At 58.5% G+C, this 17084-nt stretch carries 18 protein-coding genes and 1 other RNA gene; 4 read left to right on the top strand and 15 right to left on the bottom strand.

All coding sequences use genetic code 11. The annotated features are described in order from the left end of the window. Positions 1-3: 3 nt before the first annotated feature. From mraY to rsmI, 9 genes are all read right to left on the bottom strand, one after another. On the bottom strand, positions 4-1086 hold the full coding sequence (mraY, locus tag LRL22_RS10955) for a phospho-N-acetylmuramoyl-pentapeptide-transferase (RefSeq protein ID WP_005356635.1): 1083 nt from the start codon (positions 1084-1086) through the stop codon (positions 4-6). Then, positions 1080-2435, bottom strand: coding sequence for a UDP-N-acetylmuramoyl-tripeptide--D-alanyl-D-alanine ligase (locus LRL22_RS10960; protein ID WP_270905392.1), 1356 nt, complete (start codon positions 2433-2435; stop codon positions 1080-1082). The genes mraY and LRL22_RS10960 overlap by 7 nt, the downstream gene beginning before the upstream one ends. Continuing rightward, positions 2432-3964 (bottom strand): UDP-N-acetylmuramoyl-L-alanyl-D-glutamate--2,6-diaminopimelate ligase, encoded by a 1533-nt coding sequence (murE, locus tag LRL22_RS10965; RefSeq protein WP_270905393.1) that lies wholly within the window; start codon positions 3962-3964, stop codon positions 2432-2434. The genes LRL22_RS10960 and murE overlap by 4 nt, the downstream gene beginning before the upstream one ends. Continuing rightward, a complete protein-coding gene (locus LRL22_RS10970; protein WP_005336163.1) occupies positions 3897-5651 on the bottom strand; it encodes a peptidoglycan glycosyltransferase FtsI in 1755 nt (584 codons plus the stop codon). Before LRL22_RS10970 ends, murE begins: the two co-directional genes overlap by 68 nt. Then, entirely contained in the window at positions 5648-5962 is a 315-nt protein-coding gene (ftsL, locus tag LRL22_RS10975; protein ID WP_005336166.1) for a cell division protein FtsL, read from the bottom strand. The genes LRL22_RS10970 and ftsL overlap by 4 nt, the downstream gene beginning before the upstream one ends. Before the next feature lie 3 nt (positions 5963-5965). Then, entirely contained in the window at positions 5966-6904 is a 939-nt protein-coding gene (gene rsmH, locus LRL22_RS10980) for a 16S rRNA (cytosine(1402)-N(4))-methyltransferase RsmH (protein ID WP_005336168.1), read from the bottom strand. Continuing rightward, a complete protein-coding gene (mraZ, locus tag LRL22_RS10985) occupies positions 6905-7363 on the bottom strand; it encodes a division/cell wall cluster transcriptional repressor MraZ (protein WP_013723406.1) in 459 nt (152 codons plus the stop codon). A 442-nt stretch (positions 7364-7805) separates the two neighbouring features. Further along, positions 7806-8192: RNase P RNA component class A (rnpB, locus tag LRL22_RS10990), an RNA gene on the bottom strand. A gap of 157 nt (positions 8193-8349) precedes the next feature. Next, positions 8350-9183 carry a 16S rRNA (cytidine(1402)-2'-O)-methyltransferase gene (gene rsmI, locus LRL22_RS10995; protein WP_047438714.1) on the bottom strand — a complete coding sequence of 278 codons (834 nt, stop codon included), beginning with the start codon at positions 9181-9183 and terminating at the stop codon, positions 8350-8352. 199 nt (positions 9184-9382) lie between these two features. Here rsmI and LRL22_RS11000 point away from each other — a divergent pair, with 199 nt between their 5' ends. From LRL22_RS11000 to dolP, 4 genes are read left to right on the top strand one after another with little or no spacing between them, the layout of a single operon-like run. Then, a complete protein-coding gene (locus tag LRL22_RS11000) occupies positions 9383-11170 on the top strand; it encodes a penicillin-binding protein activator (protein ID WP_270905394.1) in 1788 nt (595 codons plus the stop codon). Continuing rightward, on the top strand, positions 11091-11483 hold the full coding sequence (locus LRL22_RS11005) for a YraN family protein (protein WP_270905395.1): 393 nt from the start codon (positions 11091-11093) through the stop codon (positions 11481-11483). Before LRL22_RS11000 ends, LRL22_RS11005 begins: the two co-directional genes overlap by 80 nt. A 9-nt stretch (positions 11484-11492) precedes the next feature. Further along, the gene (locus LRL22_RS11010; protein ID WP_005336275.1) at positions 11493-12083 is read left to right on the top strand and encodes a D-sedoheptulose-7-phosphate isomerase; all 591 of its coding nucleotides are present in this window, start codon (positions 11493-11495) and stop codon (positions 12081-12083) included. Between the two features lie 4 nt (positions 12084-12087). Then, positions 12088-12666: a division/outer membrane stress-associated lipid-binding lipoprotein gene (dolP, locus tag LRL22_RS11015; RefSeq protein ID WP_005336277.1), complete on the top strand. Its 579-nt coding sequence runs from the start codon at positions 12088-12090 to the stop codon at positions 12664-12666. 42 nt (positions 12667-12708) lie between these two features. Here dolP and LRL22_RS11020 read toward each other — a convergent pair whose 3' ends face one another. The 6 genes from LRL22_RS11020 to rpsI form a co-directional block, all read right to left on the bottom strand. Further along, entirely contained in the window at positions 12709-13134 is a 426-nt protein-coding gene (locus tag LRL22_RS11020) for a ClpXP protease specificity-enhancing factor (protein WP_270905396.1), read from the bottom strand. Then, entirely contained in the window at positions 13131-13760 is a 630-nt protein-coding gene (gene sspA / locus LRL22_RS11025) for a stringent starvation protein SspA (protein ID WP_005336279.1), read from the bottom strand. The genes LRL22_RS11020 and sspA overlap by 4 nt, the downstream gene beginning before the upstream one ends. A gap of 87 nt (positions 13761-13847) precedes the next feature. Next, a complete protein-coding gene (locus LRL22_RS11030; protein ID WP_040068844.1) occupies positions 13848-14582 on the bottom strand; it encodes a cytochrome c1 in 735 nt (244 codons plus the stop codon). Further along, entirely contained in the window at positions 14579-15796 is a 1218-nt protein-coding gene (locus LRL22_RS11035) for a cytochrome b (protein WP_040068842.1), read from the bottom strand. The genes LRL22_RS11030 and LRL22_RS11035 overlap by 4 nt, the downstream gene beginning before the upstream one ends. A 2-nt stretch (positions 15797-15798) precedes the next feature. Further along, positions 15799-16389 (bottom strand): ubiquinol-cytochrome c reductase iron-sulfur subunit, encoded by a 591-nt coding sequence (petA, locus tag LRL22_RS11040; protein WP_040068840.1) that lies wholly within the window; start codon positions 16387-16389, stop codon positions 15799-15801. 295 nt (positions 16390-16684) lie between these two features. Beyond that, positions 16685-17077, bottom strand: a complete 393-nt coding sequence (gene rpsI, locus LRL22_RS11045; RefSeq protein ID WP_005336286.1) for a 30S ribosomal protein S9 — start codon at positions 17075-17077, stop codon at positions 16685-16687. Positions 17078-17084: the final 7 nt, after the last annotated feature.

The following is a 17084-nucleotide window of genomic DNA, read 5'->3' on the forward strand; positions in this document are numbered from 1 at the left end:
GCCTTACCTCACCTTCAGGGTGGCAAGACCCAGCAGCACCAGCACGAGGGTGATGATCCAGAAGCGCACGATAACGCGCGGCTCCGGCCAGCCCTTCTTCTCGTAGTGGTGATGGATCGGCGCCATGCGGAAGATCCGCACGCCGCGCAGCTTGTATGAACCCACCTGCAGGATCACCGAGACGGTCTCCATCACGAAGACGCCGCCCATGATCACCAACAGGAACTCCTGACGGACCAGCACGGCGATGGTGCCAAGCGCGCCGCCCAGCGCCAGGGAACCGACGTCCCCCATAAAGACCTGGGCCGGATAGGTGTTGAACCAGAGGAAACCAAGACCCGCCCCGACGATGGCAGTACAGACGATCACCAGCTCAGAGGTATAGGGCACGTAGGGAATGTGCAGGTAGCTGGCAAAATTGACGTTACCGGTAGCCCAGGCGATCAGGGCAAAACCCCCCGCCACCATCACGGTCGGCATGATGGCCAGGCCGTCGAGACCGTCGGTCAGGTTGACCGCGTTGGAGGTGCCAACGATGACAAAGTAGGTCAGCACGATAAACATCAGGCCAAGCTGCGGCATCACATCCTTGAGGAAAGGCACCACCAGCTGGGTCTGTCCCTCATGGGTTGCAGTCGCATAGAGGAACACAGCCACCGCCAGCGCTACCGCGGATTGCCAGAAATACTTCCAGCGCGCGATCAGGCCGTCAGTATTCTTGCGCACCACCTTGAGGTAGTCGTCGGCAAAACCGATGGCACCGTAGGCTCCCAGCACAAACAGCACCAGCCAGACATAGGGGTTGTCGAGGCGGCACCAGAGCAGCACAGACGTGAAAATCGCAGCAATGATCATCAGGCCACCCATAGTCGGGGTGCCCCGCTTGCTGAGGTGGGACTCGGGACCGTCGTTGCGGATCACCTGACCGAATTTCAGGATCTGCAGGCGACGGATCAGTCGTGGCCCCATCCAGAGGGCAACCCCCAGTCCGGTGATGATCGACAGGATGGCGCGAAACGTCAGGTAGGAGAAGACGTTGAAGAAGGTGAAGTGCGGGGTGAGCAGTTCGGCCAGCCAGACTAGCATGTGGCTGACTCCTGATGGCCTTTGACCATCTCGACGATATCTTCCATGCGGGAGCCACGGGCCCCCTTGACCAGAATCGAAATTTCCTGATGTGTATTTATCATTTGCGCAAGCACTTCAAACAACGACGCCTTGTTATCGAAATGTCGTCCCGCCGCGGCATCTGCGGTGTGACGACTATCTTCCCCCACTGTCAGCACGGCATCCAGACCGCGCTCGCGGGCATGACGGCCAACCCGGGCGTGTTGCTCGGCAGACTCCTCACCCAGTTCCCGCATATCACCGAACACCAGTACCTTGAAGCCGCCCATGGCGGTCAGGGCATCGATGCCCGCCAGCACGGATTCCACGCTGGCATTGTAGGTATCATCCACCAGAGTCAGACCGCCCCAGCGCTGCACGCAGAAGCGCCCCTTGACCGGCGCCATCTGTTCCAGCCCCGCCTTGACACAGGCGAGGGATGCGCCGAGGGCCAGACAGCCCGCGGCGGCAGCCAACGCATTGGCCACGTTGTGGCGACCCGGGATAGCCAGAGTCAGGCTCAGCTCACCCTGCGGGGTCACCATCACGAACTCGGCGCAGCCTTGTTCGTTGAGCACAAGGTTGCGCGCGTGGAACGGCTGGCTCTGATCGTCGATGGAGAAGGCGCACTGAATGCCGCGTTCCCGCCACTTCGGCCAGAATTCGTTGTCGGCATTGACGATAGCGGTGCCACCCTCGCTCAAGCCCTCAAAGATTTCGCTCTTGGCGTGGAACACCCCTTCCAGCGAGCCGAAGCCCTCCAGATGGGCCGCCGCCACGTTGTTGATGATGGCGGCATCGGGTTTGGCCAGTGAAGTAGTCCAGGCGATTTCGCCCGGATGGTTGGCACCCAGCTCCATCACCGCAAACTTGTGTTGCGGTTCGAGGCGCAGCAGGGTGAGCGGCACGCCCACCTCGTTGTTGAAGTTGCCAGCGGTGGCCAGCACTTCCCCTTCGTTGCGCAGGATGGCGGTTGCCATCTCCTTCACCGTGGTCTTGCCGCAGCTGCCGGTAATGGCCAGCACTTTCGGGTTGATACGCTCGCGCACCAGTTTGCCGAGTCGGCCCAGTCCTTTCAGACTGTCGGCTACCACCAGCTGGGGGATGGCCAGCGGCAGCTCACGCTCGACCAGCAGGGCAGAGGCCCCTGCCTGAACAGCCTGTTCGCAAAAATCGTGGGCATCGAAGCGCTCGCCGCGCAGGGCAACGAACAGGGCACCCGCGCCCAGAGTGCGGGTGTCGGTACTGACGACGGTGATCTCGCCATCGTTACCAATCAGACGGGCATCGAGTACCTGCGCCAGCTCGGCAAGCCTGAGGGTCATCATTTGAATGACTCCAATAATGTGTGCAAGGCGGCCGCGACGGTTTCCCGGTCGCTGTAGTGCCGCTTGTCGGTTCCAATGATCTGATAATCCTCGTGACCCTTACCAGCCACCAGGATGATGTCCTGTTTGCTCGCCTGACCAATGGCCAGCACAATCGCCTTGACCCGGTCGTGCTCCACCTGCACCGCAGCAGGATCGCGAAGACCCGCCACCATGTCGGCCATGATCCGGGCCGGCTCCTCGGTACGGGGATTGTCGTCGGTCAGGATCACGCGATCCGCATACTGCTCGGCCATGGCGGCCATCATGGGGCGCTTGCCGCGATCGCGGTCGCCACCACAACCGACCAGGCACCAGAGCTGGCCTGTGCAGTGCACCCGCAGGGCCTGCAATGCCTTCTCCAGCGCGTCCGGGGTGTGGGCGTAATCGACCACCGCCAGCGGCGTATCACCACCGCCAAAGCACTCCATGCGACCGGTCACCGGCTGCAACTGAGGCGCTGTCGCCAGCAGCTCGTGGAAGTCATAGCCGAGCACCAGCATCACACCCATCGCGGCCAGCACATTGCTGACGTTGAAGCGCCCGAGCAAGGGGGCGGATAATACACCATTCCCCCAGCTGGAGTTAATCTGCGCGCGAAAACCTTGCTGGTGAAAATCGAGCTGCTGCGCCGTTAATTGACGGCCAAAATGGTGTTCAATCGGGCCATTAACGCTGAACGCCACAGCTGCCGGGTATTTTTCGAGCCACTTGGCACCCAGCTCGTCATCGCGGTTGATCACCGCATTAGACTCATCGACCAACTGCAGCAACTGCTCTTTGGCCGCGCCATAGGCTTCCATGGTGCCGTGGTAGTCGAGGTGATCCCGGCTCAGGTTGGTGAAAACGGCAGCGGCAAACGGCAGTGCGGCAACACGATGCTGCACCAGACCGTGGCTGGAGACCTCCATCGCCACCAGATCCGCCCCCTGCGCTTGCAGCGCAGCCAGATTGGCTTGCACCTGCACGGCGCTGCCGGTGGTGTTTTCCGCTTCGATCAAATTGCCGAACAGGCCGTTGCCGATGGTGCCCATCACACCCGCCTTGCCACCCAGCAGGGTGCGCCAGTTGGCGACCAGCAAAGCGGTAGTGCTCTTGCCATTGGTGCCGGTGATTCCCACCAGTTGCAGCTTGTTCGCTGGCTGGTCGTAGAAGGTACCTGCGAGTGCTGAGAGGTGAGCGGGCAGCTCCCGCATCCCGATACAGGGAACCGGAGTCGATGGTGGGATAAATTCACCATCCTCCTCAAACACAACAGCGGTTGCTCCTTGAGCCACCGCCTGTTCGATAAACCGTCTGCCATCCACCTGATGACCGCGAATGGCCACGAAGAGCGAGCCGGGGCCAACCCGCCGACTATCCAGCTGGATATCGGTCAGGGTTAGCGCCGGCGCCTGGATACCGAAGGGGCGCAGTAATGCATCAAGTGCGCGGGACAAGAGAAGCCTCCGTACGGGCAAGTTTGGTGGGCACCGCTGGCGGCACCGCATCGGGACGAATATTGAAGAGCTGCAGCACCCCGCCCATGGCCTCTGCAAACGGTGGGGTCGCCACGGCGCCGCCATAATAGGCGCTGCCTTTTGGCTCGTTGATCACCACCACCATGACGAAACGGGGATCACTGGCGGGTGCGAAACCGGCAAACCAGGCCATGTAATCCTTGCCATAGCCACCGGCGACGGCGACCTTGGCGGTACCACTCTTGCCACCGACCCGATAGCCCGGGATCTTGGCTTTTGGAATGGCGTTGTCGACCACGTACTCCAGCGCCTGCAACATGGCAGCGGCGTTGTTGTGATCAATAACTTGCTCACCCTTGGGCGGCGTAGTCACCTTGACAATGGAGAGCGGCACCCGTTTGCCCTTGTTGGCCAGGGTGGCATAGGCGGAAGCCAGCTGCAGCGGGGTGACTCGCAGACCATAACCGAACGAGAGGGTTGCTCGCTCGATATCGGACCAGCGACGACGCTGGGGCAACATGCCACTACTCTCGCCCATCAGCCCGCTGCCGGTATCCATGCCGAAACCGAACATGCTGAGGGTGTTGATCATCTCCTGCGCCGGCATCCGCAGCGCGATGCGCGACATACCGATGTTGGAGGAGTAGCGCAGGATATCGTAGAGGTTGGTCGCCTTGTGGATACTGACGTCCTTGATCTGCTTGGCACCGATAAAGAGCGGACCACCGGGAATGAAATCTTTCCAGCTGGTGACACCTGCCTGCAAGGCACTGAGCAAAATCAATGGCTTGACGGTCGAACCCGGCTCGTAGGTATCAGTCACCACCCGGTTGCGTACCCGGAAGCTCTGATACTGGCCGCGGTTGTTCGGGTTATAGGAGGGGGTATTGACCATGGCGAGTACTTCACCGGTCTTGATATCCAGCATCACCATGGAGCCGGAGGTAGCCTTGTTCTCGTCGGTTGCCCGCTTGAGGGCACGGTAGGCCAGCGCCTGCACCCGCTGATCGATACTGAGCTGCAGATCGTTGGCGTTCTTGCCCTCTTTGACGATGCCAAGCCGCTCGATGACGCGCCCCTGACGATCCTTGCGCACCCGCATTTCGCCGGGTGTCGCCGTCAACCACTCGTTGTAGCTGCGCTCGATTCCTTCAATACCGCTGCCATCGATGTTGGTCACCCCCACCAGATGGGCGCTGATCTCGCCGGTCGGGTAGAAGCGGCGTGCTTCAGGGCGCAGGTAGACGCCACCCAGCTTGAGCCCCTTGATATATTCCGCCACCGCAGGAGTAACCTGACGCTGCAGATAGACGAAACGCTTGCTGGGGTTGGCGATGCGGTGTTTGAGGGTATTGATGTCGAGCTTGAGCACGGCGGAGAGCGCCAGCCAGGCTCGCTCATTATTGATGGCACCGGACTCGTGTACCGTCTTGGGATCGGCCCAGACCGCTTCGACCGGCACAGAAACCGCCAGCTGCTCGCCGTTGCGATCGGTGATCATACCGCGCACCGCCTGGGTAGAGGTTGTACGCAGGGAGCGCATGTCACCCTCCTGACGCAGACGATCCGGATTGATCACCTGGATCCAGGCCAGACGCAGGATCAGACCCACAAACGCGATGCCGATAAACACCGCAAGCGTGCGAAAGCGCCACGGATAGATCGATGGCGCTTTGACATTCGCTTTGGCAGCTTTGGCTGTAGCCTTGCGTTTCATGGTTGGGTAATTACCTTCTCGGTGGTCACCAGCGGACGACCCATCTGCAACTTGTCCATCGCCAGACTCGCCACCCGGGAGTGTTCAGCCAGGGTGCCCTGCTCCAGCAGCAGGTGGCGCCATTCGATATTGAGGCGATCCTCTTCCGCCATCAGATCGTTCTGCTTGGCCGTCAGACCACGGGTCATGTTGGTCACCAGGATCACGGCAAACGCGGTCACCAGCACGGCGACCGACAGAAAAATCTGCAGCTTGTGCCGCCAGAGATCGGCAACGATCTCCTTGGCCAGATGAACACGCACTTCGCTCATCGCTTACTCCGCCAACCGTTCGGCAACCCGCAGCACCGAGCTGCGTGACCGGCTGTTTTCAGATACTTCATGATCAGAAGGCTTGAGCGCCTTGCCGACCGACTTCAATTTGCGACCGCCTGCCAACTGGGCCTCGGTCAACGGAATGCCGTAAGGCACTTCCGGCCCCTTCTCGTGCTTGCGGATGAAATGCTTCACCAACCGGTCTTCCAACGAATGGAAGCTGATCACTGACAGACGGCCATGTGGTGCCAGCACTTCCAGTGCACCGTTGAGCGCGGTTTCGATCTCGTCCAGCTCGCTGTTGATATAGATGCGAATGGCCTGGAAACTGCGGGTTGCCGCATGCTTGCCCTTCTCCTTGCTCGGATTGACCCGGGCAATCATCTCGGCCAGTTGGCGGGTACGCACATAAGGCTCGGTCACACGGTCATGCACGATGGCGCGGGCGATCTTCTTGGCAAAACGCTCCTCACCGAAGGTCTTCAGCACCCAGGCGATATCATCCACATCGGCCTTGGCCAGCCACTCGGCAGCGCTCTGGCCGGAGGTGGGGTCCATCCGCATATCGAGAGGGCCATCTTTCATAAAGCTGAAGCCGCGCTCGGCATCATCCAGCTGGGGTGAAGAGACCCCCAGATCCAGCAGGAAGCCATCCACCTTGCCCAGCAAACCGCGCTCATCCAGATAGGAGGCGATGCCAGAGAAGGGGCCGTGCACGATCTCGAAACGGGGATCCTGGATCTTGGCCGCTTCGGCGATAGCCTGGGGATCGCGGTCGATGGCGATCAGGCGGCCATTGGGGCCAAGGTGCTGCAGGATCAGACGAGAATGACCACCACGGCCAAAAGTACCGTCGACGTAGACACCGTCCGGCTTGATGGCCAGACCTTCAACGGCTTCGTGCAGCAGCACTGTGATGTGTTCAGCGGCTTGGGTCATTTATAAAGAGAAATCCTGTAGTCGTGGTGAGCTTGCCCAATCGTCCCCGGGCAGACCCAAGATGTCGTCATTGACCTGTTGTTGCCAGCGGGCTTCATCCCACAACTCAAACTTGTTGAGCTGGCCCACCAGCATGATTTTCTTGTCCAGCCCCGCATGGTTTCGCAGTGGCTGACTGAGCAGCAGACGGCCATTGCCATCCAGCTCGCACTCAGTTGCATGTCCCAGCAGCAGGCGCTGCAAACGGCGCTCTTGCGGATTCATGCTGGAGAGAGTCTTGAGCTTGCGCTCGACCTCTTCCCATTCATTCAGGGGATAAAGCAGCAGACAGGGATGGGCAATATCGATGGTGCAGACCAGCTGGCCGTCGCTTTCATCGCGCAGCCAATCACGGAATTTGGTCGGAATTGCCAGCCGCCCTTTACTGTCCAGGCTGATGGCATGAGCGCCACGCAACAAATTGCAGTCCCTGAAGGTGAGTGAGCAGGCAAATTGCCCCTCTAAAAACCACTTTGATCCACTTTTCCCCACCTTGAAGTTTAAGGACGTGCAGGGGGCTTTTCAAGCAAGGAGATGGGACAGAGGGAACATATTGACGCAGTAATTGCATACCGCGGATTGAGTGGGTTGATTTTCCACAAGTTATTTGGCGTTAAACTCTGGTGATTAATTGAAATAAGTGAATGAACTGAGAACACACACAATATGTGGGTGCGAACAACCATCCTGGGTTCTATCACCATCTATCGCTGCCATCGTGCCAAATACAAAACTATTCGATTGATTTAAAACATATATTTTCATGCAAAATGACAAGGTCGAAAATATCTTGCCAACGAAGCCATATTTTCTCATGCATAAAAAAGAGCCCCGCGATAAATCGCGGGGCTCTTCGGAATGAGGTCGGAGTCGGCCTGTAAGCCGGGTTCTGTACCGGGTTGCCCCGGGTAGCAATCATTCCTCTAGGCCAGCAATCGCTCGCTGGCTCAAGCAACCTACCCGCCCCCAACGCGGGCCGCGCCAATAGGGGCCTATTTGGTCTTGCTTCGGGTGGAGTTTACCGTGCCACGAACTGTTGCCAGTCGCGCGGTGCGCTCTTACCGCACCCTTTCACCCTTACCTGATCCCTTGCGGGCCATCGGCGGTCTGCTCTCTGTTGCACTGGTCGTAGGCTCACGCCCCCCAGGCGTTACCTGGCACCCTGCCCTGTGAAGCCCGGACTTTCCTCCCCTCCGCCCGTCTGTCCCGAGGGACACAACGACGAAGCAGCGATTGCCCAGCCAACTCCGAGGCGCGGATTATAGCCTTGCGATACGCACGGGGTAAACCGGCAATTCCCGTTTACAGCCATTTATCGCGCTTTGGTCCCCATTCACAGGCTGAATGCTCGCAGATAGAGAGGAGCGCACTGGTCATAAAATAGTCTGCCGGCCTATTCCACCGACTCAATAGTGCTCGAGACCGTATTTATAGAGGGCATTCTTCTTCACGCCGTGGATCTCGGCGGTCAGCGCAGCCGCTTTTTTCAGTGGCAGTTCGGTCACCAGCAGACCCAGAGTACGGATCGCCTCGGCTGGCAGATCCTCTTCTTCTTTGGAGGCGCCAGCCACGACCAGCACGATCTCGCCGCGGCAGCGGTTGTCATCCTCACCAAGCCAGGTCAGCATTTCAGAGGCTGGCAAACCGTGGATCGACTCGAAGGTCTTGGTCAGCTCGCGGCACACCACCACCTGACGCTCGCCGAGAATGCGAGCAATCGCTTCCACTGTATCCTGCACACGGCGCGGGGATTCGTAGAACACCAGCGAGCGGGTGTCTTCAATAACGGCTTGCAGGCGATCGTCACGCCCCTTGCTCTTGGCGGGCAGGAAGCCCTCAAAGGCAAAGCGATCGGTGGGCAGACCGGCCGCGCTCAGGGCGGTAATGGCGGCACAGGGACCGGGCAGCGGCACCACTTTGACCCCGGCTTCACGACAGCGGGTGACCAAGTGATAACCGGGGTCGCTAATAAGCGGGGTGCCGGCATCGGAGACCAGCGCAACACTCTTGCCCTCTTTGATCCGGCCGATCAGCACATCGGCTTTCTGCTGCTCGTTGTGATCGTGCAGGGCGAAGGTCGGCACCGAGATTTGGTAGTGGCTGAGCAGGATACCGGTATGACGGGTATCTTCGGCTGCCACCAGATCGACACTGCGTAAAATGTCCAATGCACGCTGGGTGATGTCCGCCAGATTGCCGATCGGAGTGGGGACTATATACAGGGTTGGGATGTCACTCATGGGATCTCCGAGTGCCCCGACAATTGTGTCGCCATATTGGCCCGTTTACACTATGGGGAACTTCAACACTGGTCGGGGAATGAACTTGAACCGGGTTACAAAGCAGTTAAGTGTATCACGACTCTTCGGCATCATACTCGCGGCAGTACTGCTCGCCGCCTGTGCGTCGGAGCCCAATCAACCGTCAGGGCCGTCAGGCATGCCCTCTGCGTTCTCCAATCTGACCAAGAATGCCCAGTGGTATCTTGAGCAGGTGGACCCCGCCAAGCCGGCCGAGGCCTTTACCTGGCAGATGCTGGCGGCACGCAGCTATCTGGCGCTCGGCCAGGCCAAACCGGCCTCGGCACTGTTCCAGCAATTGCAGAAGCAGGCCAAGGATCCCGTTCAGAAGGCGCAGTTGCAACTGCTGCAAGCCCATCTGTTGCTGGCGCAAGGCCACGCTAATCAGGCGCTGATCCTGCTGGAAGGCAAACCCGAGGTGGTGCTGGATGCCGATACCCAGAAGGATTGGTATCGCCAGCGCGTGGTGCTGCAGCTCGACATCAACAACAAATTTGGCGCAGCCAAGTCGTTGATTGCACTGGAGCCCTACCTCAATCAGAGCGAGCAGGCGACCAACCATCAGCAAATCTGGTCGTTGCTCAAAAGCATGACCCCCTCCACCCTGCAGGCGCTGGAAGAGGCTCCGGCCCCTGATGTGACCACCGGCTGGTTGCGACTGGCGGCACTGGTCAACGAATTTGGCGCCCAGCCGAACCTGCTGGCCCGCCAACTGGCAGGCTGGAAGCGCGACTTCCCCAACCATCCAGCCCAGAAGGATATGCCGGCAGGATTGGGCGATCTGGCTGCTACTGCCAGCACCTCGGTGCAACAGATCGCTGTGCTGCTGCCCCTCTCAGGCAATCTGGAGCCGCAGGGCGCCGCTATCCGTAACGGTATGCTGATGTCTTATAAGGAAAATCAGGGGCAATTCACCCTGAACTTCTACGACACCCAGAGCAAGTCGACCGGCGATCTTTATAAGCAGGCGATTCAGGAAGGGGCAGACATGATCATCGGCCCGCTGCTGAAAGATCGTGTCGAGGAGCTGCTCAAGGCCAATCCGACCGTGCCGGTACTGGCGCTCAACGAGCTGGACAAGCCGGTCGTCAACGACACCACCTACTACTTCTCCCTCTCTGCCGCCGCAGATGCCGCGCAGGCAGCCCAGTACCTTTACACCCAGGGCTACCGTAAACCGCTGCTGATCGCCGCCCAGGGTCGGATCGGTTACAGCAGTATCAAGGCGTTCGAGCAGAGCTGGGCCACCCTGAGCCAGGATAAGCCGGTCGTTGCCACCTTCGGTGCCCGCAACGAAGTGCAGGGGATGGTCAAGAATGCCCTGAGCGGCCGCTCTACCGCCCGAGCTGGTGAAGTGGTGCAACTCTCTGATGCCGCACCGCGCAGCATCGATGCCGTTTATGTGGTGGCCAACAGCCTCGAAACCCGGATGATCAAGCCCTACGTTGATATCTCGGTCAATCCGATGGGCAGCCTGCCCATCTACACCAGCTCCCGTGGCTACGACAGCGCCGCAACCGAGGTCGCCTCCGAGCTCAACGGCATGCATATCGCCGATATGCCGCTGCTGCTGGGCGGCTACGAGAAACAGCGCGAGCAGATCGCCCTGCTCTGGCCGCAGACCCAGGGCGACCTGCTGCGCCTGTTTGCCATGGGCTATGACGCCGTTGCACTGGCGGAAAATCTGCAACAGATGCGCAAAGTAGGCGGCATGCAGCAGGCCGGCATGAGCGGTCAGCTGAGCGTGGATGCCCAAGGTAATATTGTGCGGATGCTGAGCTGGGGTACTTACCAGAACGGCAAACTGGTCGACGAGAACGCCGTTCAGCAGCTGGAGGAGCCCTCCAATGAAGGAACTATGGAAACGGATGCGCCAGCAGTTGCCGAGCCTGTTCCCCTCACCAACGAGCAAGGGACAGCACTTTGAACAAGTCGCTGAACGCTGGTTGCAGGCTCGGGGCCTGCAACCGGTAGCTCGCAACTACCGCTGTCGTGGCGGTGAAATAGATCTCATCATGCACCAGGGCCAGACCCTGGTGTTTGTTGAGGTGCGCCACCGGGCCACCGGCAGCCATGGCGGGGCCGCCAGCTCGGTCACCCGCAGCAAACAGCACAAGATCATGCTGGCAGCGCGCCACTATTTGAAGCAACATGCCATCAACGAGGCCAATCAGGCCTGCCGATTCGATGTGATTGCGTTCGAGGGCGACCAGCCAGCCTGGATCCAGAACGCATTTTAAGAGGACCCTATGACTGACCGCATCAAAGAGAACTACACCGAAAGCATCCAGACCAAGATAGCCGCCGCCGAGGCGCTGCCGGATGCCATCCATACTGCAGCCCAGATGATCACCATCTGCCTGCTCAATGGCCACAAGGTGCTGGCATGCGGTAACGGTCCTTCTGCCGCACTGGCGCAACTGTTCATCTCCGAACTGGTCAACTGCTACGAGACACAGCGCCCCTCCCTGCCCGGCATGGCCCTGACCCCGGACATGGCAACCATCAGCGCCATCGCCACCGACCACGGTTTTGAAGAGGTCTACGCCAAGCAGATCCGCGCGCTGGGCCAGCCTGGTGACATTCTGGTGGTCATCACCACCTCTGGCCACAGCCGCAGCCTGATCAAGGCCGCCGAAGCTGCCCTCTCCCGCGACATGACCATAGTGGTGCTGAGCGGGGGTGACGGTGGCGAAATGGCAGGTCTGCTCGGCCCGAACGATGTGGAGATCCGTGTTCCCTCCGCCCGTCGCCCTCGCATTCTGGAAGTGAACCTGTTGACCCTGCACTGCCTGTGTGATCTCATCGACCAGACACTTTTCCCGCAACAGGAAGATTGAAACCATGAAAAAGCACACTATCCTGCTCGGTCTGCTGGTTAGCACCCTGCTGCTGCAAGGCTGCGCAGCCCTGGTTGTTGGCGGCGCCGCAGGGACTGCCAAGGCCTCTGGCGATCGCCGAACCCTGGGCGCGCAGTGGGATGACCAGACCATCGAGCTGAAAGCGGCCAATCTGCTGGCCGACAACAAACCCCTCAGTGCAGCCAGCAAGATCAGCGTCTACAGCAACAATGGCCGCGTCCTGCTGGTCGGACAGACACCTTCTGACGTTTACAAGATTGAGGCGGGCAAAATTGTCAGTCGCATCGAAGGGGTGCGCCACGTCTACAATGAATTGCGCATCGGCCAACCTGCCAGTTTCACCACTCGCAGCAATGACTCCTGGATCACCTCCAAGGTGAAAGCCGACATGTTCGGCACCAAGAACTTCGACAGCACCAAGGTCAAGGTGGTCACCGAGAACGGCGAGGTGTTCCTGATTGGTCTGGTGACTCGCCAGGAGGGAGAGCAGGCAGTCAACATCGCCCGCCATGTCACCGGCGTGAAGCGCGTGATCAAGGCCTTCGAGTTCGCCCAGAACTAAGCCAACGCGGCATAATAAAACGCAGCCAATCGGCTGCGTTTTTTATTTGATCACCTTCAGGGTCGGACGACCGCTTGGACGCGGTGGTTCCGGCTCAGGCTCCACCGGCGCTTCAGCCCGCTCAAGCCAGATATCGTAACCCGGCTCGGACGGGAACATGGTGCCCACGCCGTTCTCCCGGGCATGAATAGCCAGTACGGCTGCCATCGGGATGTAAACCTGCTGGGAGACCCCGCCAAAGCGAGCACTGAAGCTGATAGCCTCGTTATCCATGTGAAATTGCATCACGGCTCGGGGCGCGATATTCAGCACAATTTGCCCGTCCTGAGCAAACTGCATCGGCACCATCACATGGGGAATGTTGACGTTGACCACCAGATGAGGGGTCAGATCGTTGTCCAGCAACCAGTCAAAGAACGCCCGTAACAAGTACGGGCGGCTCGGTGTCATTGTCGGTTCCATGCTCATACGCCAGCACGGATCTCGCGTTCGGCTTCGGTCAGGGAAGCCTGGAAGGACTCACGCTCGAACAGACGAACCATGTAGGCCTTCAGCTCTTTGGCGCCACGACCGGTCAGGTCGATGCCAAGGCTCGGCAGACGCCACAGCAGCGGTGCCATGTAGCAATCCACCAGACCGAACTCTTCGCTCATGAAATAGGGCATTTCACCGAAGATCGGCGCGATGGCCAGCAGGTTGTCACGCAGTTCGTTGCGTGCCGCTTCAGCATCGGTACCGGCCATGATCTTGTCGGCCAGTGAGTACCAGTCCAGCTCGATGCGGTGCATCATCAGACGGCTGTTACCACGGGCAACCGGGTAAACAGGCATCAGGGGCGGATGCGGGAAGCGCTCGTCCAGATACTCCATGATGATGCGCGAGGTGTAGAGTGCCAGCTCACGATCAACCAGGGTCGGTACAGAGTTGTACGGGTTCAGCTCGGCCAGCTCATCCGGCAGATTGGCTGGATCAACCTGGCAGATATCCACGCTAACACCCTTCTCCGCCAGGACAATACGCACCTGATGGCTGAACATATCGTTGGCACCGGAAAACAGCGTCATTACCGAACGCTTATTGGCAGCTACAGCCATTGAACCCTCCCGTCATTAAAAAGCAGAAACGGCAATGAAGCATCTTGGTCTTCATTGCCGTGCATTATATTACCCGTATCTGGTCGCTTAGTGAACGTCGCGCCAGAATTCCTTCTTCAACAGCACAGTGAAGATGAAGAAGATCACGATGAAACCAAGCACCCAGAAGCCCATGCGTTCACGCTCCTGTTGTACCGGTTCAGCCGAGTAGACCAAGAAGTTTACCAGATCCAGTACCGTCTGATCATACTCTTCGTCATCCATTTCACCATTACCGTCAGATTTGATGCTGACAACCTGCTGGGTCTCGACTCCATCGACCGTGTGAGTGACGAACTCGGCACGGGGGGTTCCCTGCAACGGCTCCAGCACATGAGGCATACCCACAGACGGGAACACCACATTATTCACCCCAAACGGACGAGTCGGATCCACGTAAAAAGAACGCAGATAGGTGTAAATCCAGTCCGCACCACGTACCCGGGCAACCAGAGTCAGATCCGGAGGGGGAGCACCAAACCACTTGGCGGCATCCTTCTCGGACATGGCGCTCTTCATCAGATCACCCACTTTGGCGCCGGTGAAGATGAGGTTCTCCTTCATCAGCTCCTCGGGGATCTCCAGATCGGCAGCAACCCGGTTGTAGCGTTGATACTGGGTAGAGTGGCAGCCTGCACAATAGTTCATGAAGGTGGCAGCTCCACGTTGCAGGGATGCCTTGTCGCTCAGATCATAATTGGCTTTGTCCAGATGCACGGCCCCAGCATTGGCAAACACCAGTGATGGCAGCAGGGTCAGCACTGCAAATATTATTTTTTTCATTTAAATGTAACCCTCTCCGGCAGCGGCTTGGTGCGTTCGTTTTTGCTGTAGAAGAACAACAGCACGAAGAAACCGAAATAACCCAAGGTACAAATCTGGGCAACCAGCGTCAGGGTCGGCGTCGACGGCAGTACACCCAGCACCCCCAGGATGATAAAGCAGACCACGAACTGGGCGATGTTAAGCTTGTGCAGCTTGCTGCGATAGCGAACAGAACGCACCTTGCAGCGATCCAGCCAAGGCAGCAGGAACAACACCACAATAGAGAGGCCCATCATGATGACGCCAAGCAGCTTGTCAGGTACCGCACGCAGAATCGCGTAGAAGGGGGTGAAGTACCACACAGGCGCGATGTGAGCAGGAGTCTTCAGGCCGTTGGCCACTTCAAAGTTCGGCTTCTCGAGGAAGTAACCCCACATATCCGGCTTGAAGAAGATGATGGCGCAGAAGAAGAACAGGAAGCCCGCCACACCGATCATGTCCTTGACGGTGAAATAAGGGTGGAACGCCACCGCATCCAGCGGCCAGCCGTTTTCGTCCTTGTGCTTCTTGATGTCGATACCATCCGGGTTGTTGGAGCCCACTTCGTGCAACGCCAGAATGTGCATGGCAACCAGCATCACCAGCACCAGCGGCAACGCGATGACGTGCAGCGCGAAGAAGCGGTTCAGGGTCGCACCGGAGATCACGTAGTCACCGCGGATCCACAGGGTCAGATCGTCACCGATGACCGGAATGGCGCCAAACAGCGAGATGATGACCTGGGCACCCCAGAATGACATCTGGCCCCAGGGCAACAAGTAGCCCATAAAGGCTTCCGCCATCAGCACCAGGAAGATCAGCATGCCGAAGATCCACAGCAGTTCACGAGGCTTCTGATAAGAGCCATAGATCATGCCGCGGAACATGTGCATGTAGACCACGATGAAGAATGCAGACGCACCGGTTGAGTGCATGTAACGCAGCAACCAGCCGTACTCCACATCACGCATGATGTACTCCACGGACGCAAACGCACCTTCCGCAGAGGGGTTGTAGTTCATGGTCAGCCAGATCCCGGTGATGATCTGGTTGACCAGCACCAGCATGGCCAGCGAGCCGAAGAAGTACCAGAAGTTCAGATTCTTCGGTGCCGGATACTTGGCCATGTGGTCGTTGTACATGGCCGTGAGCGGGAATCGATAATCGATCCAGCCCATCAGTTTACTCAACATGGTCAGGCCTCCTTGCCATCGGCACCGACCAGGATGGTGGTGTCATTAATGAATTGATAGGGCGGAATGACCAGGTTCAGCGGTGCAGGCACCCCCTGGAACACACGGCCGGCCATGTCGAACTTGGAGCCATGGCACGGGCAGAAGAAGCCGGACGTAACGCCCTGCACCTGCTCGCCAAAGCTGTCAGGCAGATAGGAAGGTGAACACCCCAAGTGGGTGCAAATACCGACCGCGACAAAAATTTCGGGCTTGATCGATCTGTACCCGTTATGGGCATAGTCAGGCTGCTGCGGCTCTTCAGATGAGGGATCCCGCAGCTTGTCATCATGCGCGGCCAAGGCATCCAGCGTCTGTTTGGTGCGTTTCACCACCCAGACAGGCTTGCCTCGCCACTCGACACGGATGAGCTGACCCGGTTCCAACTTGCTGATATCGACTTCAACCGGCGCACCGGCTGCTTTGGCCTTGGCGCTCGGATTCCATGACTTTATAAACGGCACTGCGGTAAACGCAGCTCCTACCCCACCAACGGCAACCGTTGACCAGGTAAGAAATCTGCGGCGACCGGTATCAACTGGCGCATTGCTCATCCAAAAACTCTCCCATGTGGACTCCGCACATTCTTATAGTGTCCCTGTTCCCCATTTTTCCCGTGACAACAGCGGCGGAAGCTGGATTTACAATTGCCACAGAAAACAGGGGAAATTTTAAAGAAAAGATAACAACTTGACAAGAAAGAGCGGTGAGCAATGAAAACAATAAAGAAACAATTTTTTGTCTTTTGTGACGCGTGGTTAGCATTGATGTCGGTAATATTACCAATAAAAAAAGCCTGGCAACCGCCAGGCTTTTTTGACACTCGAAAGAGTGAGTACCAAAAGCGAATTAACGCTTGGAGTACTGCGGACGCTTACGAGCTTTGTGCAGACCAACTTTCTTACGCTCAACCTTACGGGCATCACGAGTAACAAAGCCAGCTTTACGCAGTTCGGAACGCAGGGTTTCGTCGTACTGCATCAGAGCACGAGTGATACCGTGGCGGATCGCACCAGCTTGACCAGAGATGCCACCACCGTTAACGGTGATGTACAGGTCCAGTTTCTCGGTCATCTCAACCAGTTCCAGCGGCTGACGAACTACCATGCGGGCAGTCGGACGGCCGAAGTACTGCTCCAGGGAGCGCTGGTTGATTACGATCTTGCCGCTACCCGCTTTGATAAATACGCGAGCAGTGGAGCTTTTGCGACGGCCGGTACCGTAGTATTGATTTTCTGCCATGTTGCCA

Source organism: Aeromonas sp. PI_26, from assembly GCF_027854445.1.
Lineage (GTDB): Bacteria > Pseudomonadota > Gammaproteobacteria > Enterobacterales > Aeromonadaceae > Aeromonas > Aeromonas veronii.

Bases quoted from the DNA above. Each gene is read 5' to 3' on its own strand.
- mraY (WP_005356635.1), bottom strand. From the start codon at position 1,086: ATGCTAGTCTGGCTGGCCGAACTGCTCACCCCGCACTTCACCTTCTTC.
- LRL22_RS10960 (WP_270905392.1), bottom strand. From the start codon at position 2,435: ATGATGACCCTCAGGCTTGCCGAGCTGGCGCAGGTACTCGATGCCCGT.
- murE (WP_270905393.1), bottom strand. From the start codon at position 3,964: ATGCGGTGCCGCCAGCGGTGCCCACCAAACTTGCCCGTACGGAGGCTT.
- LRL22_RS10970 (WP_005336163.1), bottom strand. From the start codon at position 5,651: ATGAAACGCAAGGCTACAGCCAAAGCTGCCAAAGCGAATGTCAAAGCG.
- ftsL (WP_005336166.1), bottom strand. From the start codon at position 5,962: ATGAGCGAAGTGCGTGTTCATCTGGCCAAGGAGATCGTTGCCGATCTC.
- rsmH (WP_005336168.1), bottom strand. From the start codon at position 6,904: ATGACCCAAGCCGCTGAACACATCACAGTGCTGCTGCACGAAGCCGTT.
- rsmI (WP_047438714.1), bottom strand. From the start codon at position 9,183: ATGAGTGACATCCCAACCCTGTATATAGTCCCCACTCCGATCGGCAAT.
- LRL22_RS11000 (WP_270905394.1), top strand. From the start codon at position 9,383: ATGCCCTCTGCGTTCTCCAATCTGACCAAGAATGCCCAGTGGTATCTT.
- LRL22_RS11005 (WP_270905395.1), top strand. From the start codon at position 11,091: ATGAAGGAACTATGGAAACGGATGCGCCAGCAGTTGCCGAGCCTGTTC.
- LRL22_RS11010 (WP_005336275.1), top strand. From the start codon at position 11,493: ATGACTGACCGCATCAAAGAGAACTACACCGAAAGCATCCAGACCAAG.
- dolP (WP_005336277.1), top strand. From the start codon at position 12,088: ATGAAAAAGCACACTATCCTGCTCGGTCTGCTGGTTAGCACCCTGCTG.
- LRL22_RS11020 (WP_270905396.1), bottom strand. From the start codon at position 13,134: ATGAGCATGGAACCGACAATGACACCGAGCCGCCCGTACTTGTTACGG.
- sspA (WP_005336279.1), bottom strand. From the start codon at position 13,760: ATGGCTGTAGCTGCCAATAAGCGTTCGGTAATGACGCTGTTTTCCGGT.
- LRL22_RS11030 (WP_040068844.1), bottom strand. From the start codon at position 14,582: ATGAAAAAAATAATATTTGCAGTGCTGACCCTGCTGCCATCACTGGTG.
- LRL22_RS11035 (WP_040068842.1), bottom strand. From the start codon at position 15,796: ATGTTGAGTAAACTGATGGGCTGGATCGATTATCGATTCCCGCTCACG.
- petA (WP_040068840.1), bottom strand. From the start codon at position 16,389: ATGAGCAATGCGCCAGTTGATACCGGTCGCCGCAGATTTCTTACCTGG.
- rpsI (WP_005336286.1), bottom strand. From the start codon at position 17,077: ATGGCAGAAAATCAATACTACGGTACCGGCCGTCGCAAAAGCTCCACT.